This window comes from Phytomonospora sp. NPDC050363 (genome assembly GCF_040655735.1).
Lineage (GTDB): Bacteria > Actinomycetota > Actinomycetes > Mycobacteriales > Micromonosporaceae > Phytomonospora.
Genome location: NZ_JBFAKK010000006.1, coordinates 199,345 through 225,028 on the forward strand (window position 1 = coordinate 199,345; position 25,684 = coordinate 225,028).

The window sequence follows — 25,684 nt, forward strand, 5'->3', positions numbered from 1 at the left end:
GTTCAGTTCCCTTCCAATGTCGAACCGAGCAGCCACGCCGCGATCTCTCGGATCGCGCCGTGCCCACCGCGCGTGCCGGTCACGGCACGCGCGGCCGCCCGCACGACCTCATGGGCGTCGGCGACCGCGACGGGCCACCCGACCAGGTCGAAGCAGGGCAGGTCGTTGACGTCGTTGCCGACGTAGAGCACCCGTTCGGGCGCGATCGCCTGTTCCTCGCACCAGCGTTTGAGCGCGATGTCCTTGCGGTCGATGCCGTGCAGGACGGGAACTTTGAGCTTGCGGGCCCGGGCGGCGACGACCGGGTTGGTCTCGGTGGACAAGATCAGCACGGGCAGCCCCGCCCGGCGCATCGCGGCGACCGCGAGGCCGTCGCCACGGTGGACGGCGACGATCTCGCGGCCGTCGGCGTCGATGAGGACCCGGTCGTCGGTCTGGGTGCCGTCGAAGTCGAGGACGACGGCGTCCACGTCGGCCCGCGAGGGGGTCCGGCCGCGTTCGAGGAGCGGCGCGAGCGCGCGGGCGCGCAGCAGGTCGGAGGGATCGTCGATCTCGAGCGTGCGGGCCGGATCGGTGGCGACCAGCGCGACACGGCCGAAGAACCGGTGCCCGTGCTCGCGCAGCCCCTCGGCGCGCATCGCGTAGGCCGAGCCGGTCTCCAGGAACTCCCTGGGCCGCGACTGGCGCATGGCACGGTGCGCCGCGTCGTGGTTGACGCCGTGGACGCCCTTGACGGGGCCGTCGTCGGTGTCCCCGTGGCGCCACACGAAGCCGTGGAAGGGCGCGGCGGTGAAGGCGCTGTCGGCGCCGTCATCGGCGATCGCGGCGACCACTCCGTCCACATCCGACGGCGAGAGGAACGGGCTGGTGCACTGCACCAGCACCACGATGTCGACGCCGGAAGCCCCTTCGAGGCTGTCCATCGCGTGCAGCACGGCCGCCTCGCTCGACGACAGGTCGCCCGAGATCGCCGGCGGACGCATCACCACCTCGGCACCGGCGTGCCGCGCGGCGGCGGCGATGCCGTTGTCGTCGGTGGACACCGCCACCCGCGACACCCGGCTCGCCGCGAGGCTCGCCGACACCGCACGGGCCACCAGCGGCACACCCGCCACCGGCGTCAGGTTCTTGCCCGGCACGCCCTTCGAACCGCCACGCGCGGGGATCACCACCAGAACGCTCAAAGCACCACTTTCCCTAGGAGGACTCACAACTGACCCCACCGGCGGATCACCGGCGCCAGCCGATGGGCGGCGACCCGGTAGACCGAGCGCAGCGACCGCCGCGTCAGCCGCCGCACCGCGAGGCGCCCGGCGCCCGCGGCCTCGGCCGCGACACCCGGACGGGGCGAGCCGTCGGGCTCCAGACCCTGCCGGGACAGCAGACCGCGCAGGTAGCCGCCCGCGCGGGACATCGTGTAGTACGGGCTCAGGCCCGGCAGTCCGGCGCCGTCGCGCCGCGCGATCAGCTCGGCTACGCGTTCACGGACGGGTGCGAAAGGATCCGTCCCGGCCGGCAGGACGCCGTTGCGTCGCAGCCACGCCGGATCGGCCGTCGGCGAAGCCCCGGCGTCCAGGTCGTCCCACGACGCGAGGCAGCCCGAGGACACGAAGTGGTGGTTGCCGAGCGACTCCCGGATTCCCAGGTCGGTCAGCACGACCGTCGGAATCCCCCGGTGCATCGACTCCAGCGCCGCCGTCGAGCTCACCGTCACCGACAGGTCGGTCCGGTCGAGGACCTCCCCCATGTTCCCGTAGACGAGCGAGAGGTTCGGCGGAGCGTTCTCCAGCCGGGCCAGCAAGCGCTGGTACGGGAAATCCTCCAGATGCGTCGTGTGCTCCCCCGGGCGGCTGCGCAGCTTCACCAGCACGTCGCGCTCGGGGTGCAGACGAGCGTGCCCTGCCGCGCGCTCCAAGAGGTGGAAGCGCTCGCCCCGCAGAGCCGGCGAAGAGGGCTGCGCCGCGAAGCACACCGTGTACCGGCGCTCCCCGCGCGCCACCGCGTCCGGGTCGTAGGGGTCTCCGGAGAGGAACGGCAGCCCGGTCTCCACCACCGACTCCGGCGGGACGCCGACGGCGGTGAAGACCTCGCGGAACCGCTCGGCGTCGAAGACGCTGTTGGCCAAGACGACGTCGGCCCCCGCGCGCAGAAGAAGACCGTCGGTCATCTTCTCGTAAACCACGCCGACATATCCGGTGACCACGATCGGCCGTTTCCCGCGCCCTTCCCAGGCTCTGGAAAAACCGTGCATCGCGCTCTGCGCCACCCCTCCCGGGGCGGCCAGGATCACCACGTCGGCCTCGGCTAGTCCGGGGTCGGTGAGGAAGTCGGCCAGCGGCGCCTCGGCCGTCTCGTCGGGCCGCACGCCGACCTCGCCGAGCTGGCGGGCGGTGGGCGTGGCACGGGCGTGCAGGAACCGCGCCGTGAGGTGACACCCCTGGTCGACGCGGCGCGCCAGCAGGGCGCCCCACTTCCATCGAGTGTCGGAATCGGCGAGGACATCGATCCGCAGCGGACGCGCCGCGGGGGACGATGCCTGCGATCCGGCTGTAGTCGGTCCGGTCGGCACCGAACGGACACTAGGGGCGTTCAAGGTGACTTCGCCAAAGGCAGTTCCAACGCGAGGTAAACAACTCGCGTACATAAGATCCGGCCCCGCGAAAGCGCCTTATCGCCGCTCGGAGAGGCGATAAAGCCGATGTACTCTGCACGCGACTCCCGCAGAACAGCACACCGCGGACCGACCGGCGCCGCTCCACGCGCGCGCCCGAACCCGAGGAGCCACACGTGAACCTTCCGGCCGCCGCCGCGCCGGTCCGCGGCGAGGACGACACCGTCCAGTTGTTCCTCGCGTCCACTCTGTACGGCGCGGCGACCCTGGCCGCCGCCGTCGACGCCGGCGCCTTCGGCGACGGCGCGGCACGTCGCGTACTCCTCGTCACCACGAACACGCCGACGCCGGAGACGAGCACACCACTCGACCGCGCGCCGGGCTTCGCGCCCCTCGCCGCCCGCTTCGACGAGGTCCTCGACTGGAACGCCACGATCCATCCGCAGCACCCCTCGGCCTGGGCCCCGCAACCCGACGACACCCCGATCTGGGAACGCCTCCTGCGCGACCGGTGGCGGCTCGGCGACGCACCGGTGCGCCTGGTGGTGGAGTCCATCCAGGGCAACCCCGCCCGCGCCCTCGTCGACGTCTTCGCCGACAGCACCGTCGACATCTACGCCGACGGCCTCATGAGCTACGGCCCCACCCGGGTCAAGATCCCCGGCGGCGTCGGCGGGCGCGTCGCACGGCTGCTGCACCTCGACCTCGTCCCGGGCCTGACGCCGCTGCTGCTCGCCGAGCACGGGGTCATCGCCGAACCGATCCCATCGGCGGCCTTCACGGCCGTCCTCGCCGAGATCTCGGCCGAGTCCCCCGCCGACCCGCCGGTGGGACCGGGACCCGCGTTGATCCTCGGCCAGTACCTCGCCGCGCTCGGCATCCTCACCCCCGAAGAGGAGGACCGCCTCCACCACCGGATGCTCACCGGCGTCCTGGCCGCCGGACACCGCTCGGTGATCTTCAAACCGCACCCCAGCGCGCCCGCCGGCTCGATCGAGACGCTGGCCGAGACCGCCGCCGACCACGGTGCCGAGCTCGCCGTCGTCGACACTCCCGTGCTCGCCGAGACGCTCTTCGCCAAGGCGCGGCCGTCGCTGGTGGTGGGATGCTTCTCCACGGCGCTGTTCACCGCCGCGGTGTTCCACGGTCTGCCGGTGGCCCGGGTGGGCACCGATCTGCTGCTGCAGCGGCTGACGCCCTATCAGAACAGCAACCGGATCCCGGTGACCGTGGTGGACTCGCTCCTGCCGGACCTGGAGGCATCGGGCTTCGCCGCGGGCGCGCTCGACCTGTCCCCCGCGCGGGTCGGCGAGGTCGCCGCGCTGATCACGGCGGTGGGGTACTGCATGCAGTCGCAGAACCGCCCTGACCTTCGCGAGGCGGCCGCCGCCTATCTTGCGGAGTTGCCGGGTTCGCTGATCCCGCGCTACTTCCGGCGCCGCAGGCTCACCGTTCTCGGCCTGCCGGGAGGTGTGCAGGGCCGGGCGGTGATCCCCCGCAACCGGCTCACCCGGGGCGCGATGCGCACGGCGAAGGCGTTGGTGCGCAAGGGAAAGGCGCTCAAGGGCAGCGGAGCGGAGGGCTTAGCCGATGAGCGCTGAGACCGCTTCACGGCGTACCGAACACGCGGGGGGAATACGACGGCCGGGGGCCCGCGACCGGCGCGCCCTCGGCGACGTCCGATTCGCCTCGGACCGATTCGCCGAGCGCTGGGGAGAATGGGGCACGACAATTGCGCGACCGCCCCTGTGAGATACCGCGAAAACGGTACCCTGGGTGGGATTCGAACCCACACTGTATGGATTTTGAATCCATCGCCTCTGCCATTGGGCTACCAGGGCGTATTCAATTCTTGGAAAAGTGCTGCGAAGGAGGGCGCGGCCATCATCCGGACGGCGTTCTGCGCACCCGCCGCCATCCTACAGACCCGATCACCCGCACCGCACACGTGTATCCACCTCACCAGCGCGTCCCACACCGCGAGCGGTCCGCGCCGGGGACGCGGGCCGACCGGATAGGCTACTACCTCGCGCACGTGACCGGCCCGAACGCCCACGCGCGCGCCCAGCAAAGGACACCGAGAGGGTAGGTCGCAGTCATGGCCGAAGCACCGCGCCGACGCGTACTCATCGCTGAGGATGAGGCGTTGATCCGGCTCGATCTGGCCGAGATGCTCACCGAAGAGGGCTACGACGTCGTCGCCGAGGCCGGCGACGGCGAGGCGGCCGTCAAACTCGCCGAGCAGCACCGCCCTGACCTGGTGATCTGTGATATCAAGATGCCCATCATGGACGGTCTGGCGGCGGCCGAGAAGATCGTCTCGGGACGCATCGCACCGGTGGTCATCCTGACCGCCTTCAGCCAGCGCGACCTCATCGCCCGGGCCAACAGCGCCGGCGCCATGGCCTACCTCGTCAAGCCCTTCCAGAAGAGCGACCTGGTGCCCGCCATCGAGGTCGCCATCGCGCGTTTCGCCGAGATGGTCGCCCTTGAGCGCGAGGTCGCCGACCTCTCCGAGCGCCTGGAGACCCGCAAGCTCATCGACCGCGCCAAGGGCCTGCTGATGACCCGCTACGGGATGGCCGAACCCGACGCCTTCCGATGGGTCCAGCGCACCGCCATGGATCACCGCCTCTCGATGGGCGAGGTCGCCGCGCGGATCATCGCCGAAACGACCGAGGAGAAGGAAGCGACCGGTCCGTCCGAGACGCCCTGATCCATTAACGGTTTGGACCCGATCATCGCGTCCGCGCGGTTTTACATCACGCTTAGATGACCTTGACAGACACAGAACGATAACGGTTTGCCCTCACTTAACGTGACCCCCTTCACAAGGCTCGTTCTGCGCGATAACGTCCCTCGCCAGCGGGCCGATTTTCCGGCCTCGCGCAGTCCTGAGCAAGGGTGGCTTCGGACGACTCCGGGTCACCTCGCCCTCGGGACACCCGGAATCTCCCAGGAGGGCAAGACTCGTGAGGCGAACACTCCTACGCACGCTGACCGGTGTGGCGGTCGCGGCGGCTCTGGTCGGAACGGCTGCCTGCGCGCCGAGCGACAAGTCGGGCGACAGCGGCGACGGTTCCTGCACCTACAAGATCGCCATGATGGGCCCGATCACCGGCGACAACGCGGGTCTTGGCAAGCCCATCTACCAGGCCGTGAAGCTCGCGGTGGACAAGCACAACGCGGCCAAGGCCGACAAGTGCGTCACCCTGGTCCAGTCCGACGACAAGGGTGACTCGGCCATCGCGCCCGGTCTGGCGTCCAACCTGGTCGCCGACACCAACGTCCTCGGCGTCGTCGGCCCGGCCTTCTCCGGCCCGACCTCGGCCTCCGGCGACATCTTCGAGCAGGGCAAGCTGCCGATCATCTCCGCCTCGGCCACCCGCCCGGACCTGTCGACCAAGGGCTGGACGACCTTCCACCGGACCCTCGGCAACGACGCGTCCCAGGGCCCGGCCGTCGGCAAGTTCATCAAGGAGAGCCTGAAGGCCGAGAAGGTCTACCTGATCGACGACACCACCGACTACGGCACGGGTCTGTCCGAGCAGGCCTCCGCCGCTCTCGGCGACACGGTCATCGGCCTCGAGCAGATCCAGCCGAAGCAGACCGACTTCTCCGCCGTGGTCGCCAAGGTCAAGACGGCCGCGCCCGACGTGGTCTTCTTCGCCGGTTACTACAACGAGGGCGGCCCGCTCGCCAAGCAGCTCAAGGCCGGTGGCGTCGAGGCGACCTTCGTCGGCCCCGACGGCATCAAGGACCAGGGCTTCATCACCGGTGCGGCCGAGGCCGCCGAGGGCGCCATCGTGACCTGCCCGTGCATCCCCGCCGAGAAGGCCACCGGCACTTTCGCCGCCGACTACCAGGCCGCCTTCGGTGAGGAGGCCGGCACGTACGCGGCCGAGGCCTTCGACGCCGCCAACGTGTTCCTCGACGGCATCGCCGCCGGTGTCACCGACCGCGCCAAGATGCTCGAGCACGTCAAGGCCTACGACAAGGCCGGCGTCTCCAAGCAGATCAAGTTCGACGCCCAGGGTGAGATCGACAAGTCCGTGATCGTGATCTGGACCTACGACATCAAGGACGGCAAGATCGTCGCCCGCGAGGAGATCAAGTAGTCCCGACCACAACGTGGGCACGGCGGGTGCGACCGCCGTGCCCACAATGCTCCCCACGGACGTTGGTCCACAAAGGACGTGATCTATGACCTACCTCGCCGCCCAGGCGGACAGTTTCGGCGACCTGTGGCACAACCTCGCCGATCTCACCGTCTCGGGCCTCACCCAGGGCTCGATCTACGCGCTCATCGCCCTCGGATACACCCTCGTCTACGGGGTCCTCCAGCTGATCAACTTCGCCCACTCCGAGGTCTTCCTCGTGGGCACCTTCGGCTCCATCGTCGTGTGGGGCTGGCTCGGTTACGCCTCCGGCGACGGTGGGGGCGTCCCCGGCCTCGGGATGGTGATCCTGCTGCTGGCGGTGGGCGTCATCGTCGCCGCGCTGATCTCGGGCGGGACGGCGGTGCTCATCGAGCGCGTCGCCTACCGGCCCCTGCGCAGAAAGAACGCCCCGAGGCTCATCTTCCTTATCACCGCGATCGGCGCCTCGGTGGCGATCGCGGAGTTCGTCGGGGTGCTCACCGACCGCAAGCCCGTCGGCGTGCCGGCCCTGGTGTCGCCCACGACCCAGTGGCAGATCGACCCGCGCGACATCGGCCTCGACATCCAGCCGGTCAACATCACCAACCTCCAGATCGGCATCGTGCTCAGCGCCGTGCTGATGTGGTTCGCGCTGGACAGCTTCCTCAACCGGACGAAGTTCGGTCTGGGCATCCGCTCGGTGGCCCAGAACGAGGACACCGCGGCCCTGATGGGCGTCAACAAGGACCGGGTCATCATGCTGACCTTCCTGCTCGGCGGCCTCGCCGCGGGCGTCGCGGCGGTGCTCTACAACCTCAAGATCGGCACGGTCACCTTCAACATCGGCTTCCTGCTGGGGCTCAAGGCGTTCACCGCCGCCGTCCTCGGCGGCATCGGCAACCTCCGGGGCGCGCTGCTCGGCGGGCTGCTGCTGGGGCTGGCGGAGAACTGGGGCGCGGGCTTCTTCGGCAGCGAGTGGATGAACGCCGTCGCCTTCGTCGTGCTCATCGTCATCCTCATGTTCCGTCCCACCGGCCTGCTCGGTGACTCGCTGGGGAGGGCAAGGGCATGAGCGCACCCGAGAAGGTCCGTCCGGCGACCTTCGTGTCGAAGGTCAAGGCGGCCGACGCCAAGCGCGCCGCGGCCGTCAGCGGCTTCCGCGACCGCTGGAGCGACCTGCCGAAGATCTGGCGGATCCTCGCGGCCGTCGCGGGGATCGCCCTGCTGTTCGGGCTGCCCAACATCGCCATCCCGGGCATCCCGTTCCGCACCGACGAGATCCCCAACGGGACCTCGTTCTCCTTCGTGCTGTCCAGCATCGCCATCTACGTCCTGGTGGCCATCGGCCTCAACGTCGTGGTCGGCATGGCGGGTCTGCTCGACCTGGGCTACATCGGCTTCTACGCCGTCGGCGCCTACACGGTGGCGATCTTCGGGTCGCCCAACTCCATCGTGGCCACCGAGTACCCGTGGCTGGTCTGCGTACCCATCGCCATCGCCCTGACCATGGTCTCCGGGGTCATCCTCGGCATGCCGACCCTGCGCCTGCGCGGGGACTACCTGGCGATCGTGACGCTCGGCTTCGGTGAGATCATCCGGCTGATCGCGGTGAACTCCGCGGTCACCAACGGGCAGCGCGGCATCCCGGTCATCCCGGCCCCCGACAAGGGCCTGGTCGAGGAGACGTTCTTCCCGGTCGGCGACTTCCGCTCGCACTACTGGCTCGCGCTGGTCCTGATCATCATCGTGGTCTTCGCGGTGCGCCGCCTCGAACACAGCCGGGTCGGCCGCTCGTGGCTCGCCATCCGCGAGGACGAGGACGCCGCGTCGCTCATGGGCGTGGAGGCCTTCAAGTTCAAGCTGTGGGCCTTCGCCATCGGCGCGGCCATCGGCGGCCTGTCGGGCGCGCTGTTCGCCAGCCGGACCGGCTTCATCAACTCCGACGGCTTCAACCTGCTGCTTTCGGTGATGTTCGTGGCCGCGATCGTGCTCGGCGGGCAGGGCAACATCCTCGGAGTCACCCTCGGCACCGTCCTGGTGTTCTACCTCCCCGAGCGCTTCCGCTTCCTTGAGGACAAGCGCGAGCTGGTCTTCGGCGTGGCCCTGATCGTGATCATGGTGCTGCGGCCGCAGGGCCTGTGGCCCAGCCGGCGAAGGGCGCGGGAACTCAAGGACCGCAAGCTGGAAGCGAAGGAGGCGATCGTCAGTGGCTGACACCGTCAAAGCGGCCGACGCCGAGCAGACCGGCCAGACGACCGCGCCGCTGCTGTCGATCGAGGACGTCACCCTCCGCTTCGGCGGCGTGGTCGCCCTCGACGGCGTCGACTTCGAGGTCCGGGAGGGCGAGATCCTCGCCCTGATCGGACCCAACGGCGCCGGGAAGACCACCTGCTTCAACGTGATGACCGGCCTCTACAAGCCCACCGAGGGCCGGGTGCGCTTCGCCGGCGACACCCTCACCGGGCGCAAGCCGCACCAGATCACGCGCATGGGCATCGCACGCACCTTCCAGAACATCCGCCTGTTCCCGGAGATGACCGCCGAGGAGAACATCCTCGTCGGCGCCGACGCCCACCACCGCTCCAGCGTCCTCGGCGCCCTCTTCCACCTCCCCCGGTTCCACCGGGAGGAGCGGGACGGCCGGGCGGTGGCCCGCGAGCTGCTCGAGTTCGTCGGGCTGGACGGACTCAGCGGCCAGGTCGCGCGCAACCTCTCCTACGGCGACCAGCGCCGCCTGGAGATCGCCCGCGCCCTGGCGACCCGGCCGAAGCTGCTGTGCCTCGACGAACCGGCCGCGGGGTTCAACCCGGCCGAGAAGGAGCGGCTCCAGCAGCTCATCCGCGACATCCGCGACCGCGGGCACACGGTCTTGCTCATCGAGCACGACATGCGCCTGGTCATGGGCGTCGCCGACCGGATCGTGGTCCTGGAGTTCGGTCAGAAGATCGCCGACGGCGCGCCCGCCGAGATCCGCGAGGATCCCCGGGTCATCGCCGCCTACTTGGGGGTGCCCGACGATGCTGCTTGAGATCGAGGACCTGAACGTCCACTACGGACGCATTCAGGCGCTGCACGGGATCAGCCTCACCGTCGACGAGGGCGAGATCGTGGCCCTCATCGGCGCCAACGGCGCGGGCAAGTCGACGACCATGCGGGCCATCTCGGGCCTGCGCCGGGCGTCGGCCGGCCGGATCGTGTTCGGCGGCAAGGACATCACCAAGCTGCGGGCCGACCGGCGCGTCGTCGCCGGCATCTCGCAGGCGCCCGAGGGCCGGGGCATCTTCCCCGGCATGACGGTCGGCGAGAACCTGAACATGGGCGCCTACACCCGCAACGACAAGGCCGGCATCGCCTCCGACCTGGCGCGGGTCTTCGAGCTGTTCCCGCGACTGGCCGAGCGGCGCAAGCAGCCCGGCGGGACGCTGTCGGGCGGCGAGCAGCAGATGCTGGCGATCGGCCGCGCGCTGATGTCGCGGCCGAAGCTGATGCTGCTCGACGAGCCGTCGATGGGGCTGGCGCCGAAGCTGATCGCGCAGATCTTCGAGATCATCCTGGAGATCCGCGAGCAGGGCACCACCATCCTCCTGGTGGAGCAGAACGCGCAGCAGGCGCTGTCGCGGGCAGACCGCGCCTACGTCCTGGAGACCGGCGTGATCGGACGCTCCGGAACCGGCCAGGACCTGCTGGTCGACCCGGCGGTCCGCGACGCCTACCTCGGCGTGGCCTGACCCTCGTCCCCGCTATTCGGCGCCCCGGGTGTTGTCACCCGGGGCGTCGGCTATTCCCAGGCTTTGGGGTCCTCGGTGAAGCGGCGGACCTTGTCGGGCAACTCGCCGGAGGCGACGTCGGCGACGGTCACCGATTCGAGGATGTCGCGCTCGCTGGCCCGCAGGGCGATCCACACGTCCTGGAGGGAGGCGGCCGCGCCGGGGTAGCCGAGCTGTTCGGGGCGGTGCCCGCGGACGCCCAGGAGGGGGCCGTCGATGACGCGGATGACGTCGGCGAGGCTGATCTGGGAGGCGGGCAGGGCGAGCTGGTGGCCCCCGTCGGGGCCGCGGCGGCTGGCGACCAGTCCGCCCCGGCGCAACTGGAGGAGGATGCTCTCCAGGAACTTGGCGGGGATCTCCTGGGCGGTGGCGAGGCGTTCGGCGCTGACCGGGTCGTCGCCGGACACGGCGAGCTGGACGGTGGCGCGAAGGGCGTAGTCGACGCGTGCGGACAGTCGCATGTGGTTAGGGCACCCCGGGCGGGACGGACGGCATCGCGCGCAGCAGCCCCTCCTGTACGGCACTGGCGATGTGCCGCCCGTCCGCGGCGAAGAACCGTCCCGTCGCCAAACCGCGCCCGGCCGAGGCCGAGGGGCTGACCGAGTCGTACAGGAACCAGTCGTCGGCGCGGAAGGACCGGTGGAACCACAGGGCGTGGTCGAGGCTGGTGCCGAGGTAGCCGCCCGGGCCCCAGACCTCGCCGTGGTTGTTGAGCACGGTGTCGAGCAGCGTCAGGTCACTGGCGTAGGTCAGGACGCAGACGTGGATGAGCGGATCGTCGGGGAGCTTCCCGTCGACCTTCATCCACACCCGCTGCTCGGGGTGGGCGGGCCGCGCGCCGGAGCGCGCGAACCCGGACTCCCCGATGTAGCGCACGTCGATGGGGCGCGGGGTGCGCGCCCAGATCCCGAGGCGGTCGGGAGTGTCGGCGAGACGTTTCGCCAGGGTGGGCACCTCGTCGGGCGGTGGGACCGCGGGCATCTCGTCGGCGTGCTCGAGTCCGCTCTCCCCGATGTGGAACGACGCCGACATGAAGAAGATCGTCTTGCCCTGCTGGCGGGCGACGACCCGGCGTACGGAGAAGGACCGGCCGTCGCGGATGCGCTCGACCTCGTACACGATCGGCAGCGTCGAGTCGCCGGGACGCACGAAGTAGCCGTGCAGCGAGTGGACGTGCCGGTCGGCGCTCATGGTCCGCCCGGCGGCCACGAGGGCCTGGCCGGCGACCTGGCCCCCGAAGACGCGCTGTGGCGCGACCTGGGGGCCCGCACCGCGGTAGATGTCACCGTCGATGTGTTCGAGGTCGAGGACGCGGAGGAGGTCGTCCACCGCGTCCTGTCCGACGAGGTTGCTCATTCCTTGTCCAGCGAACCGATGCGGTGGACTCGGATGGTGTTAGTCGAACCGGGGGTTCCGGGCGGGCTGCCCGCCACGATCACCACGAGGTCGCCCGGCTGGGCGCGGCCGACGCTGATCAGCGCGTGGTCGACCTGCTCGAACATCTCGTCGGTGTGGTGGACGAACGGCACCAGGAACGACTCGGTGCCCCACGACAGGGCCAGCTGGCTGCGCACCGAGGGCTCGGGCGTGAAGGCCAGCAGCGGCAGGTCGCTGTGCAGGCGCGCCAGGCGCCGCACGGTGTCACCGGTCTGCGAGAACGCGACCAGGGCCTTGGCGTCGATGGCCTCGGCGATGTTGATGGCCGCCGCGGTGATCGCGCCGCCCTGCGTGCGGGGCGCGTGGCCCAGGTGCGGGGCGTCGAAGTTGCCGGCCTCGGTCGTGGCGATGATGCGGGCCATGGTCCGCACCGTCACGATCGGGTAGCGGCCGACGCTGGTCTCACCGGAGAGCATGACCGCGTCGGCGCCGTCGAGGACGGCGTTGGCGACGTCGGAGGCCTCGGCGCGGGTCGGGCGCGAGTTCTCGATCATCGAGTCCAGCATCTGCGTGGCCACGATGACGGGCTTGGCGTTCTCGCGGCACAGCTGCACGGCGTGCTTCTGCACCAGCGGGACCTGTTCGAGCGGCAGTTCGACGCCCAGGTCGCCGCGGGCGACCATGATCCCGTCGAAGGCCATCACGATCGACTCGAGACGGGTGACCGCCTCGGGCTTCTCGATCTTGGCGAGCACCGGCAGGCGGGCGCCCAGCTCGTCCATGATCGCGTGCACCGGCTTGATGTCGTCCGGCGAGCGCACGAAGGACAGCGCCACCAGGTCGACGCCGAGCCCGAGGGCGAACCTCAGGTCGTCGGTGTCCTTCTCCGACAGCGCGGGAACGCTGATCGCCACGTTCGGCAGCGAGAGTCCCTTGTTGTTGGAGACCTGGCCGCCTTCGACCACCAGGCAGCGGATGTCGTCGGTGTCGACGTCGAGGACCTCAAGGGCCAGCTTGCCGTCGTCGACGAGGAGCCGGTCGCCGGCGTGTACCTCGGCGGGGAGTTTCTTGTACGTGACCGAGACGCGTTCGGCGGTGCCGGGTACGTCCTGGCTGGTGATGGTCACGTGGTCGCCCGTGCTCCATTGAACGGGGCCGTCGGTGAAGGTGCCGAGCCTGATCTTGGGGCCCTGCAGGTCTGCCACGATGCCGATGGGCCGCCCCGTCGCTGCGGCGGCCTCCCGCACGAGCTGGTAGACCTGCTCGTGGTCGGCATGCTTGCCATGGGAGAAGTTGAGTCGGGCGATGTCCATCCCGGCTTCGACGAGGCCCCGGATCCGGTCGGGAGTTGCGGTGGCGGGGCCGATGGTGCATACGATCTTCGCGCGACGTGTCACGGGGATCAGGGTAGTCGGGTGGGCCTGCCGGTATGTGTCGGGGCGGAAAGGCGCCTCCCCCGTCGCAGCGGGGTCGGCGCCTCTCCGGTTCCGGCGGGTCAGCGGCTGTGGCAGCCGACGCCGGGAGGATTGTCGGAGGTCGGGTAGGAGCAGGTGTCCCTGTTCCCGCCGGTGGGCTTGACGAGGTAGGCGGTGTCGCTGGTGTTGTTCCAGACGTACCAGGTCTTGCCCCAGTACAGGTGGGCGGCGGAGTTCGTCCCCTTGCCGGTGTGCAGCGCGACGGACTTCCCGGCGCCCAGCTTGAAGGTGGGGAACGTGAAGGTGTGCCCCGCCTTGTCCTTGATCTTGTACCCGGTGAGGGTGATCGCGCCCGTCGTGTTGTTGTGGAGCCTGATCCACTCGTCGTTGAGGGACGTGTTGGAGCCGGAGTCCCTGCCCGCCGAGTCGTAGTTGATGTAACCGATGTGCAGGGTCTTCGGGTCGGTGGCGGCGTGGGCGGCGCTCGCCAGGGCGAACTGGCCGATCAGCATCGCGGCGAGGGCCGCTGCGGCGACCGTGAGACGGCGCGTGTTCATGGATGCTCCTTGTGGACCTGGGCAATGGACTGCCCCCCTGTGGTGGTGCTGGGCGTCGGGGCGCTGTCGGCGCTTCCGGGAGCTGGGGGCCAGAGCCGGAACAGTACGTGTCCATCCGGTTACGGGAGCTCGTCGTAAGCGGCGGTGAATGCTCGGCCGATCGGTCCGTTGTACCGATCTTGACCTGCGACTTTGTCGTGCACAGTGCGCCGCTAGCGGGCGGCGGTGGCTTCGGCGTCACCCGGGCGGGCGATGGCGTAGCCGGGTGTTCCCGGCACAGTGGGGCACACCGGGCAGGCGGACATGACCGTGATGCCGACGCACAAGAATGTGCGTCGGCATCACGGTGGAGTACTCGGTTATTTGCCCATGGTGCGGGCGATGACCATGCGCTGGATCTGGTTGGTGCCCTCGACGATCTGGAGGACCTTCGCCTCGCGCATGTAGCGCTCGACGGGATGGTCGCGGACGTATCCGTAACCGCCGAGGACCTGTACGGCGTCGGTGGTGACCTTCATGGCCATGTCGGTGGCGAACAGCTTCGCCTGGGCCGCGGTCGTGCTGTAGGGCCGTCCGGCGTCCTTGAGGCGCGCGGCCTCCAGCGTGAGCGCGCGCGCCGCGGCGATCTGCGTCGCCATGTCGGCGAGCATGAAGCCCACGCCCTGGAAGTCGATGATCCGCGTGCCGAACTGCTCGCGTTCCTTGGCGTAGTTCGTCGCGTAGTCGCACGCGGCCTGCGCCAGGCCCACCGCGCAGGCGGCGATGCCGAGACGGCCGGAGTCGAGGGCCGACATCGCGATGCGGAAACCGGCGCCTTCCTCCCCCACGAGGCGCTCGGCGGGCACGCGGGCGTCGTCGAAGGCGATCTGGGCCGTCGGGGAGGCGTTGAGGCCCATTTTGCGTTCGGGGCGGGCGGCCTCGATGCCGGGCGTGGAGGCGTCGGCGAACAGGCAGGACACGCCCGCCGCGCCGGGACCGCCCGTGCGGCAGAAGACCTGGTAGAAGTCGGCGACCCCGGCGTGGGTGATCCACGCCTTGGTCCCGTTGACGACGTAGTCGTCGCCGTCGCGGACCGCGCGGGTGGTCAGCGCGGCGGCGTCGGACCCGCCGGCGGGCTCGCTGAGGCAGTAGCCGCCGAGCAGTTCCCCGCCGAGCAGGGCGGGAAGGTGCTCCGCGCGCTGCTCGGGCGAGCCGAAGGTCGCCAGGGGGTAACAGGCCAGCGTGTGCACGCTGACCGCCTCGGCGACGGTCAGCCAGCGCTGGGCGAGCACCTCGAGGACCTGCAGGTACACCTCATATGGCTGCCCGCCGCCGCCGTCGGCCTCGTCGTAGGGCAGGCCGAGCAGACCCGCGCGGCCCAGCACGCGGATCGTCTCGCGCGGGAAGGCCCCGCGCTCTTCGTGGTCGTCGGCGAGGGGCGCCAGTTCGCGGTCTGCGATGTCGGCGGCCAGCTCCAGGATCGCGGCCGCCTCTTCGGAGGGGAGCAGACGGTTGGGTTTCACAGGATGGTCACCTCGGTGGGGAGTGTGTCCAGCCGCGTCACCCCGGTCTCGGTGCACACGACGATGTCCTCGATGCGCGCGCCGTGCCGGCCGGGGATGTACACGCCCGGTTCGATGGAGAAGGCCATTCCGGGCGCGAGCACGGTGTCATCCCCATCGACGATGTAGGGCGCCTCGTGCCCGTCGAGTCCGATGCCGTGCCCGGTGCGGTGGGTGAAGAACTCGCCGTACCCGGCGTCGGTGAGCACCGCGCGGGTCGCGGCGTCGACGGAGGAGGCGGTGACGCCGGGACGCACGGCGTCGACGCCGGCCTGGTGGGCGGCGCGAAGGGCCCCGTAGTAGTCGTTGAAGTCCGCGGGCGTCTGACCGACGCAGTAGGTGCGGGTGCAGTCGGAGCCGTAGCCGGTGTCGACGACGCCTCCGATGTCGACGACGACGGGCTGCCCGCTCTCGATCACTGCGTCGGAGACGCCGTGGTGAGGGCTGGCGCCGTTGGGACCGGCGGCCACGATGGCGAAGGAGACGGCCGTGTGGCCCTCCTCGACGATGGCGGCCTTGATGTCGGCGGCGACCTCGCGCTCGGTGCGGCCGGGGCGCAGCCACTCCCCCATGCGTGTGTGGACGCGGTCGATGGCCTCGGCCGCCCGGGTCAGCTCGGCGACCTCCGCGGCGGACTTGACCATCCGCAGCGGCGACAGGACCGTCGCCGCCATGGCCAGGCTCGCCGAGGGCACCGCGGCCTCGATCCCGTGCCAGTGCGAGGCCCACATGCGCTCGGCGGCGCCGATGACACGGCGGCCGGAGCCGACGTGCTCGTCGAGGAAGGACGCGAGCAGCGCGTAGGGGTTGACGCCGTCGCCGAAGTCGACGATGCCGACCCCTGTCCCCGGCAGCGGCGAGGAGGCCGCCAGCGGCCGTTCCAGGCGCGGCACGATGAGCGTCGCGGGCCCTTCGGCGGGCACGACCAGCGCCGTCAGCCGCTCCGACGCGTGCGCGTCGTAGCCGGTGAGGTAGCGCAGTTCGGCACCTGGGGTGATGACGAGGGCGTCGATCCCCGCGGCGGCCGTCGAGGCCCGCACGGCGGCGATGCGTTCGGAGGTGTACAGCGTCGTTGCGGCATCCACGCTGGGGAGCTTAACGGTAGTTCAGGTGGCCTGTCTGGCAGGCTGGCACCATGTTGATGATTGTGGACGCTCCCGGACTGTGGTTCCGGTCCTTCTACGGCGTGCCCTCCTCGGTCCGCGCCCCCGACGGCACGCCCGTCAACGCCGTTCGCGGCTTCATCGACGGACTCGCCACGCTCATCCGGGCCCGCCGCCCGAGCGAGCTGGTGTGCGCCGAGGACCTCGACTGGCGCCCCCAGTGGCGCGTCGACCTGCTCCCCACCTACAAGACCCACCGCGTCGCAACCGACGGCGAGGAAGAGGCCCCCGACGAGCTCGGGCCCCAGGTCGACGTCATCCGCGAGGTGCTCACCGCCTACGGCATCCCGATGATCGGCTCGGCCGGCTACGAGGCCGACGACGTGCTGTGCACGCTCGCCGCCCGCGCCAAAGGGCCCGTCGACGTCGTCACCGGCGACCGGGACCTCTTCCAGCTCGTCGACGACGAAGCCCAGGTCAAGGTCGTCTACCTGGGACGCGGCATCTCCAAGGCCGAGGCCTTCGACGCCGCGGCGGTCAAGGAACGCTTCGGCGTCGACCCCTCACGCTACGTCGACTACGCCGTCCTGCGCGGCGATCCCTCCGACGGACTGCCCGGCGTCAAAGGCATCGGCGAGAAGACCGCCGCCCGGCTCATCAACCTCTACGCCGACTGGAACTCCCTCGTACAGTCCTCACCCTTTGCGCACACCGCGCGCATCCGCACCGCGCTCGCCGAGGCCGCCGACTACCTCAAAGCCGCGCCGACAGTCGTGCGGACCGTCGCCGACGTACCGCTCCCGGAGGTCGACGGGACCCTCCCCGACGCGCCCGCCGACCCCCAGGCCCTCGACGCGCTCTCGGAGCGCTGGGGACTCGCCTCGCCGCTGACCCGCCTGGCCGGGGCGATCGCCGAGACGAAGGCCGTCTGACACCGAGGCCGCGGCCCGAGCGCGGGCCGCGGCATCACACGTAGGCGACGACCCCGCGACGCAACGACGAGGCGGCGTCCTTGGCGACCTCGTGCAGGCGGTGCTTGGGCCCCACGGCACCGGCGATCTGGCCGAGCAGGTCGACGGTCTGGCGGGTCCAGCGCACGAAGTCGCCGGCCGGCATCTCCGCGTCAGGACCGGCCGCGGACGCCAAGACCTTCGCCAGCGGCTCACCCCGCGCCCAGCGGTACATCGGCCACACGAAACCCAGATCAGGTTCACGGGTGGTGTCGAGACGCTTGGCCCGCTCCTCGGTGACCACGCCCTCCCAGATCCCCAGCGTCGCGGTGACCGCCTGCGTGACCGGCCCGTGCGGCAAAGCCGCCGGGAGGTCACCGTCACGGCGCGACTCGTAGAGCACCGTGCTGACCACCGCCGCCAGCTCCGAAGCCCCCAACTCGTCCCAGATCCCGGCGCGAAGGCACTCGGCGACCAGCAGATCCGTCTCCGTCCACAACCGCGACAACGTCCGTCCATGCGGCGTGACCTGACCGTCGGCCAGATAGCCGCGCGAGATGAGCACGTCGCACACCGCGTCGAAGACACGGGTGAGCGAACCGCTGCGCTGATCCACCTTGCGGCGCAGATGCGCGTTGTCGTCGAGCAGCCGCTGCCGGCGCCTCGCCCACCCGGCGTGCTCGGTGCGGTCAGGGCACGCGTGGCACGGATGCGTGCGCAGCCGCTCCCGCAGCACCGTCAGCTCACGATCCTCGCCCTCCGGCAGCCGCCGCCGCGAGCGCCGCGGCCCGTCGGCGGTGACCCCGGTGTTGCGGACACTGGCGGCCATGTCGCGCCGCGCCGCGGGAATCTTGTGGTTGAAGTGCCGGGGGACCTTGATGTGCGCCAGCGCGTCGACCGGCTCGGCGAACACGCTCTCCCCGATCCGCCCCGCCCACCGATTCTCGGTCAGCACCATCAGACGCTGCTCACCCCCGCGCGAAATGCCCGGGTCGAGGACCACGGCCAGCCCCGCGCGCTTCCCACCCGGAATGTGGATGACATCGCCGACCTTCAGATGCGCCAGCGAGGAGGCCACCGCGTCACGGCGGGCCGCCTTCCCCGACCGCGCCAGCGACTTCTCCTTACCGGTGATGTCGAGCATCAACCGGTAGTACTCGTCGAAGTCCCCGAGATGGCACTTGATGTCACGATCATGCGTGGCCGCGGCCAGCTCGGCGGTGCGCACCTGCTCGGCGAGACCCACGACGGCCCGGTCGGTCTGGAACTGCGCGAAACTCGACGACAACAGATCCCGCGCCCGCTCGGCGCCCAGCGAGGCCACCAGGTTGACCGCCATGTTGTACGACGGACGGAAACTCGAACGCAACGGGAAGGTCCGCGTCGAGGCGAGACCCGCCACGTGCCGCGGATCCAGCTCCGGCGACCACGCCACCACCGCGTGGCCCTCGATGTCGATGCCGCGACGGCCCGCCCGGCCCGTCAGCTGCGTGTACTCCCCCGGCGTGATGTCGACGTGCGCGTCACCGTTGAACTTCACCAGGCGCTCCAGCACCACACACCGCGCGGGCATGTTGATGCCCAGCGCCAGTGTCTCGGTGGCGAACACCGCCTTGACCAGACCCGCCGAGAACAACTCCTCGACGACCTCCTTGAACACCGGCAGCAGACCCGCGTGATGCGCCGCCAGCCCGCGCCTGAGCGCGTCGAACCAGTCCCAGTACCCCAGCGCGTGCAGATCGTCGGCGGCGATGCCGCTGGTCCGCTCCTCCACGATCCGGGTTATCTCGGCGCGCTCCACCGCGTTCGTCAGGTGCAGGCCCGCCCGCATGCACTGCTGCACCGCCGCGTCGCAGCCCGCCCGGCTGAAAATGAACACGATCGCCGGCAGCAGACCCTCGTCGTCGAGACGCGCGATCACGTCCGGACGGTTCACCGGCCTGCCACGCCTCGGACGGCCCCGATGGTCGAAACCCAGACGCCGCTGCTGCTCACGCGTATAACGCAGCAACTGCGGATTCACCTCACGATGCTCGGCGGCGTCGGCGTCGCCGAACAGGTCGAACATCCGCCGCCCCACCAGCATGTGCTGCCACAACGGAACCGGACGATGCTCCGAGACGATCACCTCGGTACGCCCCCGCACGCTCACCAGCCAGTCGGCGAACTCCTCGGCGTTCGACACCGTCGCCGACAGCGAGATCAACGTGACCGACGCCGGAAGGTGAATGATCACCTCTTCCCACACGGCACCACGGAAGCGGTCAGCGAGGTAGTGCACCTCGTCCATGACCACATAACCCAGACCGTCCAAGGTCGCCGAACTCGCATAGAGCATGTTGCGCAGGACCTCGGTGGTCATGACCAGGACCGGCGCGTCACCGTTGATCACGGTGTCACCGGTCAGCAGACCCACCTCGTCGGGACCGTAGATCCGCACCAGATCGGCGTACTTCTGGTTCGACAGCGCCTTGATCGGCGTGGTGTAGAAGCACTTGCGGTCCGTGGCCCGCGCCATGTGGACGGCGAACTCGCCGACGACGGTCTTGCCCGCCCCGGTCGGCGCGCACACGAGGACGCCCGACCCGCCCTCAAGGGCCTCGCAAGCGCGCACCTGGAAGTCGTCGAGCCCGAATTCGAGCGAGGCCGTGAACTCGGCGAGCGCGGGGTACGTCGCCCGCCTGCGGGCCGCGGAATACCGCTCGGCGGGACTACTCATGTTCCAACCCTAACGGTCGGGTGCGTCAAGTCCTAAGACCGCGCCGCAGGCGAAAGCGGTAAATGGATCATGCCTGACCGTTCAGCCTAGATCCCCGCTGTCCGAACCCCGCCGCCGACACCAGCCACATCCCTGTCCAAGGCCTCTCGATAGGGTCGGGTGCGTGGCCGGAAACACACCGAAAGCCGTACTGCTGGACTTCCACGGCACCATCGCCCAGATCGAGCCGGCGCCCGTCGCCGTCGCCCGCGCGGCGGCGGCATGCGAGGTCGAACTCGATCCCATCCGGATCACCGCCATCGCCGACGCCCTCAACCTCGCCGGCTGGCCGAGCGGCCCGGGGCCCTTGCGCGTGCGGCCGCGTCTGGCGGCGGCGTGGGCGAACCGGGACCTGACGGAGGCAGACCACGAGGAAGCCTTCACAGGGCTCGCCGCGCAGGTCTGGGAGGACAATCCCCGTCTCGGCTTCGAAGGGCTGGCAGAGGCCCTTTACGCCCGTCTGGTGTCCCCGGAGGGGTGGCTCAACTACGCCGACACGCTGGGGATGCTCACGACCCTGCGGGAGCGCGGCATCCCGACGGCGGTGGTCAGCAACATCGGTTTCGACCTGCGGCCCGTCGCCAAGCACCTGGGACTCGACGAGCTGGTCGACGTGTGGCTGCTGTCCTACGAACTGGGCGTGTGCAAACCGGATCCGGCGATCTTCCAGCGCGCGTGCATGCTGCTGGACGTCGAGTGCGAGGACGCGCTGATGGTGGGCGACACGCTCGCCGACGCGGCGGCGGTGAACGCCGGATGCCGCACCCTGCTGCTGCCCGTCACCCCCGCCGGAACGGTCCACGGACTCGACGCGGTGATCCGGCTCACCGAACGGAATTAAGGCACCCACCTGCGACGTCTCTACTCACGTTGGCACTCGACCCATGGGAGTGCTAATCGACGAACGTGAGAAACGAGGAGGCACCACGATGGTGTTGCGTTACTGGGAACCGACCGCCCGCCTCGACCGCGCCGACACCGAGTTCGACCGGATCGTGACCCGGTTCTTCGGCACGGCCCCCCGCGCCGCCGACGGGATCGCACCCGCCGCCGACGTGATCGCCGACGGAAACGACGTCGTCATCAGTGTCGAGCTTCCGGGGCTCTCCCCGGCCGACATCGACATCGAGGTCGCGCCGCGCCGTCTGACGATCTCCGGTGAGCGCAACGCCACCGAGGTCGCCGAGGGTCAGCGCGTCCTGGCCCGCGGCCGTCGCCACGGCCGCTTCCGCACCGACTTCCGGCTGCCCGCCGGTGTCGCCGCGGACAACGTCAAGGCCAACTACGAGCACGGCGTCCTGACCGTCCGGGTCCACGAGGTCACCAAGCCCGCCCCGGAGCCGGTGAAGATCGCCGTCGAAGGCGGCGAGTCCGCCTCGGTGAAGGCCGTCGACGCGGAGTAGATCGAACAGCACGCGATGAGCGGTGGGCGGCGGATTCCTCCGCCGCCCACAAGCGTGTTCCCGGTCAGGCGCGGTGCTTCTCGCGCCACTCGTCCTCCAGCATCGCGTAGACCAGCTCAGTGGTCCACGGGTCCTCGCGATGCTTGGAGTACCAGAGGATCTCGTTGCGCACGAAGGTCGCCTCGCGGCGCATGCCGATTCGCTCCATCAGGCGCCACGAGGCCGTGTTGTCCTCGTCGCAGCGGGCGTAGATCCGGTGCAGATCGTAGATCTCGAAACCGATCCGCAGCATTTCGCGGGCGGCCTCGGTGGCGTAGCCCTTGCCCGCGAACTCCGGGTTCATGATGTAGCCGGTCTCGGCGTGACGGAAGTCGGGATCGAAGCCGAACAGGCACACGTCGCCGATGACCCGTCCGCTCTCGCGCTCGACGACGGCGAGCTTGAGTCCCTTGCCGGTGTGGAAGTCGACGATGGTGGCGTCCTCCGCCAGCTTCTCGGCGACCTGCTCACGGCTCTGGACGTCCCACAGCAGGTAGGAGACGACGTCGGGGCGGGAGCGGTAGGCGTGCACGTCGTCGAGGTCGCCGGGGCCGAGCGGCCGCAGGTCGAGCCGCTCGGTGCGCAGCGGAAAGGTGAGCCGCATGGGTCAGAAGACCTCGATTCCGGTGGGGGCGACCGGCCACGAGAAGGCCGTCGTGGCGGCGTCGACGGCGCCGCTCAGGTGCTCGGTGACCTGGCCGAGGCTCGCGTAGAGGCGCAGCGGGCGGCCCCCGAGATAGATCCCGCCGAGCACGTCGACTCCCATGGCGAGCGCGGCGGGCCGGTCGGTTCGCTCGCAGGTGGCCTCGCCGTCACGGACCACGAGGCGCCAGCGGCCGCGGTTGGCCTCGACGATGGGGTCGGTGACGTCCAGGACCACGTCGAGGTCGCGCATGTAGGCGCGGGCGGTGAGCGCGGCGGGGAGGTCGACGAGGCGGATCCACAGCGCGTCGGTGAAGCGCGGCTGAAGGTGGCGCGGTTCGCCGACGAGGTGGCGGAGGCGCTCGTCGAAGGCCGCGCCGCGCCGCCAGGTGAAGGTGGCGGCGAAGTCGAGGCCGGACAGGAAGTGCCACAGGGCCAGGTACACGTCGGTGTCGGCGGCGATGAACTCCTCGACGATCAGGTTGTAGGCCGGGCCGGCCTCGCCCCACTTCATCTCCGAACGCCACAGGACATAGCCGTCGACGGCGCCTTCGGTGTTCTCGTGCACGAGGACGCGGCGGGCGCCGGCGCCGTGGCGCTGGCTCTGCGGGTCCTGGAGGCGCTTGTCCCACCAGCCGTTGGGGCGGGTGGACAGGCCCGGGCGTTGCCCGACGGCTTCGGCGTACACCTCGGGGAGGTTTTCGCGCGCCTGCTCGGGAGTGATCTCGCGGATGCGGCCGGAGACGGTGGACTGCGGGACGCCGGCGAGGCGGAGGTCGCCGCTGTAGCTGACGGCGTCGGCGGCGTCGCGGTAGCCGTAGCGGCGGTAGAGGGCGCTCTGGGAGGCCCAGAGCGCCGCGACGGGCTCGGGCGCCTCGGTGAGCTGCCGGCGCATCATGGCCGACAGGACGCCGCGGCGGCGGTCGGTGGGGCGCACCGACACGCCGCTGACGTGGGCCGCGGGGATGACCGCGCCGGGCACCGAGAGGTCGCGGGTGAAGATCGCCGAGGTGCCGATGAGGCGGTCGCCGTCCTCGGCCAGGAGCCAGCGTCCGGGCTCGTAGACGGGACGGATCCCGTCGGCGAACTCCGGCGTGTTGTCCATCAGGAAGCCCGAGGTGAAGGTCTCGGTGATCGCTTCGAGGTCGTCGTCTGCCGCTGGCCGGAGGGTGAACGGATGGTCGGTCATGCCCGTTTGTCTACCTCACGGGCATGACGGGCGTCGAGCCGTTTGCGATCTTGTCACTGAGGGTGCTGGCCGTGTTGCTGTTGTCCCGGCCACTGCTGCGGTGAGGAGGTCTGGCCACCGTACGTGGTGCCCTGCGCGGGCGCCTGGTACTGCTGCTGGACCGGCTGGTAGGCCTGCTGGGCGGGGGGCTGGTAGGCGTTCTGCGGTGGCTGCGGAGCCGGCGGGGCCGGTTGCGACAGCCGGGGCGGGATGGGCTTGTCGGCGCGGTCGGGAAGGGCGGGCCACAGCGCCGGTGAGAGGCCCACGGCGGTGATGGCGGCGATGACTCCGAGAATTGACCAATGCTCGCCGAGCGTGTCGCGGGCGAAGAAGAGACCGATCCCGCCCAGGGTGAGCAAGGCCCGCAGGATCCGGTTGATGACATGTAAGGGTCGCGGCATGCGGGCACCGTAGCAGCGCGAAGCGCCCGGCGGAAGAGTCCGCCGGGCGCTTCGGAGAGCGGTTTTCGTACTTCTAGGTGACGTCGTCGTCGTAGCGTCGCGCCGGTGGTGCGGCGGGACTGACGGGCGTCGGGTCGTCGACCGTGGCGACCTTGTCGTCGCCGTCGACGGCCACCTCGTCGATCTCGGAGGCCTCGTCGTCGTCCACGTCGCCCCAGGCGGCGGCCTGTCGCTTGGCCTTGCGCTTGTCGTGCAGGAACGCGAAGCCGACGGCGGCGAAGTACATGCCGACCATGGGGATGGCCAGTGCCGTCATCCCGAAGGGGTCCGGGGTGGGGGTGACCACGGCGCAGAACACGAACACCAGGACGGTCGCGATGCGCCACCAGCCGAGGAGCCGCTTGGCGCTGGCGATGCCGACGAGGTTGAGGGCCACGATCAGCAGGGGGAACTCGAAGCCGGCGCCGAACAACAGCATCACGTTGGTGACGAAGTCGTAGAACCCGTTGATGTCGGGTGTCAGGTCGTACTGGTTGCTCAGACCGAGGAAGAACTCGAGGCTCTTGGCGATGACCAGGTATCCGAGGCCGGCGCCGAGGATGAACAGCGGACCGGCCACCGCGGCGAAGCGGTAGGTGTACTTCCGCTCGTGGCGGTGCAGACCCGGGGCCACGAACGCCCAGAGCTGGTAGAGCCAGACCGGCGCCGAGAGGATGAACCCCACGAGCAGCCCGACCCGCAGGTTGAGCATGAACACGTCCAACGGCGAGACGACGTTGAACCTGCACTTGAAGTTGGTGACGTCCTGACCGGCTTCGATCATGCCGTCCCGGATGTAGTCACAGTAGGGGTCGGTGATGAAGTTCAAGATCGGCTGCGCGAAGGCGACGCCGATGATGAGACCTAGGACGAGTCCGAGGCTGGCCTTGAAGAGCCTCGAACGCAGCTCCCGCAAATGGTCCATGAGTGTCATGGACCCGTCGGAGGCACGCTCGAACTGACTCTTCTTCTTCTCGCCTCGACGGATTCTCAGGGCCATGAGAGCGTTCTAAGCGTCTTGGAGGTCAGCGACCGTCCTCGTGGGTCTTGTCCCGCGAGGGCTGCGAGAGCGCTTCACCTTCGATGGTGGCCGGCTTGCGCGTGTGCTGCGCGTCGGCCTTCGAGTCCATCTCGTCGGTCTTGTCGTCTGCCTTGGCCTCGTCGCGCAGGTTCTTCGTCTCGGCCTTCAAGATCCGCAGCGAACGGCCGAGGCCGCGAGCGGCGTCGGGAAGCTTCTTAGCACCGAACAGCAAGATCAGCACCACGACAAGAACGGCGATGTGCCAGGGCTTGAGCGCGTTGAACACAGCGGCACCTCCTGATAAGGGGACGACCCCAATCCTACGGGTCCAAAATCGTCCCCGCCGGGCCGGTTCACCCGTCGGCCGGGAGCGGCACCGGCTGCCATCCTGACTGGACAAACGAAGATCGTCAAGCGGCCGAATGTCCGTTTCACGTGAAACGTTCGGCTAATGGCCTATGTCACGGCGCTTCTGAACGGATATTTTCCAGTCGTCGGCGTACCGTCTGCGCCTCGGCCGTCAGAGCCTGCAACCGGCCGCGCAGAACCTCACCCTGCTCGGCGCGCACTTTCAGCGCACCCATCTCGGCACGCAGCCGGAACAACCGCTTCACCAGCGGCAACATGAACAGCACCAGCACCACGAGCGCCGCGGCGACTCCGCCGCCAAGAATCCACCAGAACACGCAGAAG

General features: G+C 69.9%; 25 protein-coding genes and 1 tRNA gene. 10 read left to right on the forward strand and 16 right to left on the reverse strand.

Features of this window, described 5'->3' with window-relative positions; all coding sequences use genetic code 11:
- Positions 1 to 2 precede the first annotated feature (2 nt).
- Both AB0I28_RS18225 and AB0I28_RS18230 read right to left on the reverse strand, forming a co-directional pair.
- Positions 3 to 1,184 carry an acylneuraminate cytidylyltransferase gene (locus tag AB0I28_RS18225; protein ID WP_357494616.1) on the reverse strand — a complete coding sequence of 394 codons (1,182 nt, stop codon included), beginning with the start codon at positions 1,182 to 1,184 and terminating at the stop codon, positions 3 to 5.
- Between the two features lie 23 nt (positions 1,185 to 1,207).
- Entirely contained in the window at positions 1,208 to 2,569 is a 1,362-nt protein-coding gene (locus tag AB0I28_RS18230; RefSeq protein WP_357494618.1) for a DUF6716 putative glycosyltransferase, read from the reverse strand.
- A gap of 218 nt (positions 2,570 to 2,787) precedes the next feature.
- Between AB0I28_RS18230 and AB0I28_RS18235 the strand changes: the two genes are divergently transcribed.
- Positions 2,788 to 4,212, forward strand: coding sequence for a polysialyltransferase family glycosyltransferase (locus tag AB0I28_RS18235; RefSeq protein WP_357494620.1), 1,425 nt, complete (start codon positions 2,788 to 2,790; stop codon positions 4,210 to 4,212).
- Between the two features lie 167 nt (positions 4,213 to 4,379).
- On the opposite strand, the gene AB0I28_RS18240 is transcribed toward AB0I28_RS18235, so the two are convergent.
- A tRNA-Leu gene (locus AB0I28_RS18240) sits at positions 4,380 to 4,452 on the reverse strand.
- Positions 4,453 to 4,709: 257 nt separating this feature from the next.
- Between AB0I28_RS18240 and AB0I28_RS18245 the strand changes: the two genes are divergently transcribed.
- The 6 genes from AB0I28_RS18245 (at position 4,710) to AB0I28_RS18270 (ending at position 10,478) form a co-directional block, all read left to right on the forward strand.
- Complete coding sequence (locus AB0I28_RS18245; RefSeq protein WP_357494622.1) at positions 4,710 to 5,327, forward strand: response regulator; 618 nt, start codon at positions 4,710 to 4,712, stop codon at positions 5,325 to 5,327.
- 256 nt (positions 5,328 to 5,583) lie between these two features.
- The gene (locus tag AB0I28_RS18250) at positions 5,584 to 6,729 is read left to right on the forward strand and encodes a branched-chain amino acid ABC transporter substrate-binding protein (RefSeq protein WP_357494624.1); all 1,146 of its coding nucleotides are present in this window, start codon (positions 5,584 to 5,586) and stop codon (positions 6,727 to 6,729) included.
- A gap of 85 nt (positions 6,730 to 6,814) precedes the next feature.
- Positions 6,815 to 7,822, forward strand: coding sequence for a branched-chain amino acid ABC transporter permease (locus AB0I28_RS18255; RefSeq protein ID WP_357494626.1), 1,008 nt, complete (start codon positions 6,815 to 6,817; stop codon positions 7,820 to 7,822).
- Positions 7,819 to 8,964 (forward strand): branched-chain amino acid ABC transporter permease, encoded by a 1,146-nt coding sequence (locus AB0I28_RS18260; protein ID WP_357494628.1) that lies wholly within the window; start codon positions 7,819 to 7,821, stop codon positions 8,962 to 8,964. The genes AB0I28_RS18255 and AB0I28_RS18260 overlap by 4 nt, the downstream gene beginning before the upstream one ends.
- The gene (locus AB0I28_RS18265; RefSeq protein ID WP_357494630.1) at positions 8,957 to 9,778 is read left to right on the forward strand and encodes an ABC transporter ATP-binding protein; all 822 of its coding nucleotides are present in this window, start codon (positions 8,957 to 8,959) and stop codon (positions 9,776 to 9,778) included. The genes AB0I28_RS18260 and AB0I28_RS18265 overlap by 8 nt, the downstream gene beginning before the upstream one ends.
- On the forward strand, positions 9,768 to 10,478 hold the full coding sequence (locus AB0I28_RS18270) for an ABC transporter ATP-binding protein (RefSeq protein ID WP_357494632.1): 711 nt from the start codon (positions 9,768 to 9,770) through the stop codon (positions 10,476 to 10,478). Before AB0I28_RS18265 ends, AB0I28_RS18270 begins: the two co-directional genes overlap by 11 nt.
- 50 nt (positions 10,479 to 10,528) lie before the next feature.
- Here the strand turns inward: AB0I28_RS18270 and AB0I28_RS18275 are convergent, their stop codons facing one another.
- The 6 genes from AB0I28_RS18275 to AB0I28_RS18300 form a co-directional block, all read right to left on the reverse strand.
- Entirely contained in the window at positions 10,529 to 10,978 is a 450-nt protein-coding gene (locus AB0I28_RS18275; protein WP_357494634.1) for an Rrf2 family transcriptional regulator, read from the reverse strand.
- A gap of 4 nt (positions 10,979 to 10,982) precedes the next feature.
- The gene (locus AB0I28_RS18280; RefSeq protein WP_357494636.1) at positions 10,983 to 11,873 is read right to left on the reverse strand and encodes an acyl-CoA thioesterase II; all 891 of its coding nucleotides are present in this window, start codon (positions 11,871 to 11,873) and stop codon (positions 10,983 to 10,985) included.
- Entirely contained in the window at positions 11,870 to 13,297 is a 1,428-nt protein-coding gene (pyk, locus tag AB0I28_RS18285; RefSeq protein ID WP_357495130.1) for a pyruvate kinase, read from the reverse strand. The genes AB0I28_RS18280 and pyk overlap by 4 nt, the downstream gene beginning before the upstream one ends.
- A 92-nt stretch (positions 13,298 to 13,389) precedes the next feature.
- Positions 13,390 to 13,866: a lamin tail domain-containing protein gene (locus tag AB0I28_RS18290; protein WP_357494638.1), complete on the reverse strand. Its 477-nt coding sequence runs from the start codon at positions 13,864 to 13,866 to the stop codon at positions 13,390 to 13,392.
- Between the two features lie 359 nt (positions 13,867 to 14,225).
- Entirely contained in the window at positions 14,226 to 15,368 is a 1,143-nt protein-coding gene (locus AB0I28_RS18295) for an acyl-CoA dehydrogenase family protein (protein WP_357494640.1), read from the reverse strand.
- The gene (locus AB0I28_RS18300; RefSeq protein ID WP_357494642.1) at positions 15,365 to 16,492 is read right to left on the reverse strand and encodes a Xaa-Pro peptidase family protein; all 1,128 of its coding nucleotides are present in this window, start codon (positions 16,490 to 16,492) and stop codon (positions 15,365 to 15,367) included. Before AB0I28_RS18300 ends, AB0I28_RS18295 begins: the two co-directional genes overlap by 4 nt.
- Positions 16,493 to 16,542: 50 nt before the next feature.
- On the opposite strand from AB0I28_RS18300, the gene AB0I28_RS18305 reads away from it, so the two are divergent.
- Entirely contained in the window at positions 16,543 to 17,442 is a 900-nt protein-coding gene (locus AB0I28_RS18305; RefSeq protein ID WP_357494644.1) for a 5'-3' exonuclease, read from the forward strand.
- Between the two features lie 34 nt (positions 17,443 to 17,476).
- Here AB0I28_RS18305 and AB0I28_RS18310 read toward each other — a convergent pair whose 3' ends face one another.
- Complete coding sequence (locus AB0I28_RS18310; RefSeq protein WP_357494646.1) at positions 17,477 to 20,179, reverse strand: DEAD/DEAH box helicase; 2,703 nt, start codon at positions 20,177 to 20,179, stop codon at positions 17,477 to 17,479.
- Positions 20,180 to 20,342: 163 nt separating this feature from the next.
- Between AB0I28_RS18310 and AB0I28_RS18315 the strand changes: the two genes are divergently transcribed.
- Together AB0I28_RS18315 and AB0I28_RS18320 are read left to right on the forward strand one after the other, a co-directional pair.
- A complete protein-coding gene (locus AB0I28_RS18315; RefSeq protein WP_357494648.1) occupies positions 20,343 to 21,059 on the forward strand; it encodes an HAD-IA family hydrolase in 717 nt (238 codons plus the stop codon).
- Positions 21,060 to 21,147: 88 nt separating this feature from the next.
- Positions 21,148 to 21,621: an Hsp20/alpha crystallin family protein gene (locus AB0I28_RS18320; protein WP_357494650.1), complete on the forward strand. Its 474-nt coding sequence runs from the start codon at positions 21,148 to 21,150 to the stop codon at positions 21,619 to 21,621.
- Positions 21,622 to 21,685: 64 nt separating this feature from the next.
- Here AB0I28_RS18320 and AB0I28_RS18325 read toward each other — a convergent pair whose 3' ends face one another.
- From AB0I28_RS18325 to AB0I28_RS18350, 6 genes are all read right to left on the reverse strand, one after another.
- Positions 21,686 to 22,264 (reverse strand): GNAT family N-acetyltransferase, encoded by a 579-nt coding sequence (locus AB0I28_RS18325; RefSeq protein WP_357494652.1) that lies wholly within the window; start codon positions 22,262 to 22,264, stop codon positions 21,686 to 21,688.
- Positions 22,265 to 22,267: 3 nt separating this feature from the next.
- Positions 22,268 to 23,491, reverse strand: a complete 1,224-nt coding sequence (locus AB0I28_RS18330) for a GNAT family N-acetyltransferase (RefSeq protein WP_357494654.1) — start codon at positions 23,489 to 23,491, stop codon at positions 22,268 to 22,270.
- Positions 23,492 to 23,544: 53 nt separating this feature from the next.
- Entirely contained in the window at positions 23,545 to 23,931 is a 387-nt protein-coding gene (locus AB0I28_RS18335; protein ID WP_357494656.1) for a hypothetical protein, read from the reverse strand.
- 73 nt (positions 23,932 to 24,004) lie between these two features.
- Complete coding sequence (gene tatC / locus AB0I28_RS18340) at positions 24,005 to 24,970, reverse strand: twin-arginine translocase subunit TatC (RefSeq protein ID WP_357494658.1); 966 nt, start codon at positions 24,968 to 24,970, stop codon at positions 24,005 to 24,007.
- A gap of 25 nt (positions 24,971 to 24,995) precedes the next feature.
- Positions 24,996 to 25,277 carry a Sec-independent protein translocase subunit TatA gene (gene tatA, locus AB0I28_RS18345; RefSeq protein ID WP_357494660.1) on the reverse strand — a complete coding sequence of 94 codons (282 nt, stop codon included), beginning with the start codon at positions 25,275 to 25,277 and terminating at the stop codon, positions 24,996 to 24,998.
- A 175-nt stretch (positions 25,278 to 25,452) separates the two neighbouring features.
- A complete protein-coding gene (locus AB0I28_RS18350) occupies positions 25,453 to 25,677 on the reverse strand; it encodes a hypothetical protein (protein WP_357494661.1) in 225 nt (74 codons plus the stop codon).
- Between the last annotated feature and the right edge of the window lie 7 nt (positions 25,678 to 25,684).

Excerpts from the sequence above, each read along its gene's own strand:
- AB0I28_RS18245 (WP_357494622.1), top strand. The coding sequence starts at position 4,710 with ATGGCCGAAGCACCGCGCCGACGCGTACTCATCGCTGAGGATGAGGCG.
- AB0I28_RS18255 (WP_357494626.1), top strand. The coding sequence starts at position 6,815 with ATGACCTACCTCGCCGCCCAGGCGGACAGTTTCGGCGACCTGTGGCAC.
- AB0I28_RS18260 (WP_357494628.1), top strand. The coding sequence starts at position 7,819 with ATGAGCGCACCCGAGAAGGTCCGTCCGGCGACCTTCGTGTCGAAGGTC.
- AB0I28_RS18270 (WP_357494632.1), top strand. The coding sequence starts at position 9,768 with ATGCTGCTTGAGATCGAGGACCTGAACGTCCACTACGGACGCATTCAG.
- AB0I28_RS18275 (WP_357494634.1), bottom strand. The coding sequence starts at position 10,978 with ATGCGACTGTCCGCACGCGTCGACTACGCCCTTCGCGCCACCGTCCAG.
- AB0I28_RS18280 (WP_357494636.1), bottom strand. The coding sequence starts at position 11,873 with ATGAGCAACCTCGTCGGACAGGACGCGGTGGACGACCTCCTCCGCGTC.
- AB0I28_RS18290 (WP_357494638.1), bottom strand. The coding sequence starts at position 13,866 with ATGAACACGCGCCGTCTCACGGTCGCCGCAGCGGCCCTCGCCGCGATG.
- AB0I28_RS18305 (WP_357494644.1), top strand. The coding sequence starts at position 16,543 with ATGTTGATGATTGTGGACGCTCCCGGACTGTGGTTCCGGTCCTTCTAC.
- AB0I28_RS18310 (WP_357494646.1), bottom strand. The coding sequence starts at position 20,179 with ATGAGTAGTCCCGCCGAGCGGTATTCCGCGGCCCGCAGGCGGGCGACG.
- AB0I28_RS18320 (WP_357494650.1), top strand. The coding sequence starts at position 21,148 with ATGGTGTTGCGTTACTGGGAACCGACCGCCCGCCTCGACCGCGCCGAC.
- AB0I28_RS18325 (WP_357494652.1), bottom strand. The coding sequence starts at position 22,264 with ATGCGGCTCACCTTTCCGCTGCGCACCGAGCGGCTCGACCTGCGGCCG.
- AB0I28_RS18330 (WP_357494654.1), bottom strand. The coding sequence starts at position 23,491 with ATGACCGACCATCCGTTCACCCTCCGGCCAGCGGCAGACGACGACCTC.
- AB0I28_RS18335 (WP_357494656.1), bottom strand. The coding sequence starts at position 23,931 with ATGCCGCGACCCTTACATGTCATCAACCGGATCCTGCGGGCCTTGCTC.
- tatC (WP_357494658.1), bottom strand. The coding sequence starts at position 24,970 with ATGGCCCTGAGAATCCGTCGAGGCGAGAAGAAGAAGAGTCAGTTCGAG.